We start from the raw sequence: 256 nt of genomic DNA, 5'->3' as shown, positions 1-256 counted from the left end.
ATCGAGAGAACATATGGTCAATGCAAATGCGACAATCGATATGGTTTATGAACTTAGCATTATTATAGGTATTGGGTTAAGTGGATTTACACTTGTCTATGCAGGAACAAAAGGAACCCTTCTGATAGACGGCATATTCTTTATTATTTCTGGTTTTTTTAACTTTGCGATGAAGGTACTTAAAATCCGAGGATCTGAAAGTCAAAACCAGCAAAACTGGTAGAAAATTATATATCATCATTTCGTTATATTGAAC

Annotated in this window: 1 pseudogene; it reads left to right on the top strand. The window is 33.6% G+C overall.

What is annotated here, in order from left to right:
- A pseudogene (locus ACFINZ_RS11855) lies at positions 1–223 on the top strand (MFS transporter); the annotation flags it as partial.
- Between the last annotated feature and the right edge of the window lie 33 nt (positions 224–256).

Origin of the sequence: Bartonella sp. AA81SXKL (assembly GCF_042196945.1) — a bacterium.
Lineage (GTDB): Bacteria > Pseudomonadota > Alphaproteobacteria > Rhizobiales > Rhizobiaceae > Bartonella.
The sequence above is the reverse complement of the archived record's forward strand: the minus strand, read 5'-3'. Positions and strand labels throughout refer to the sequence as shown.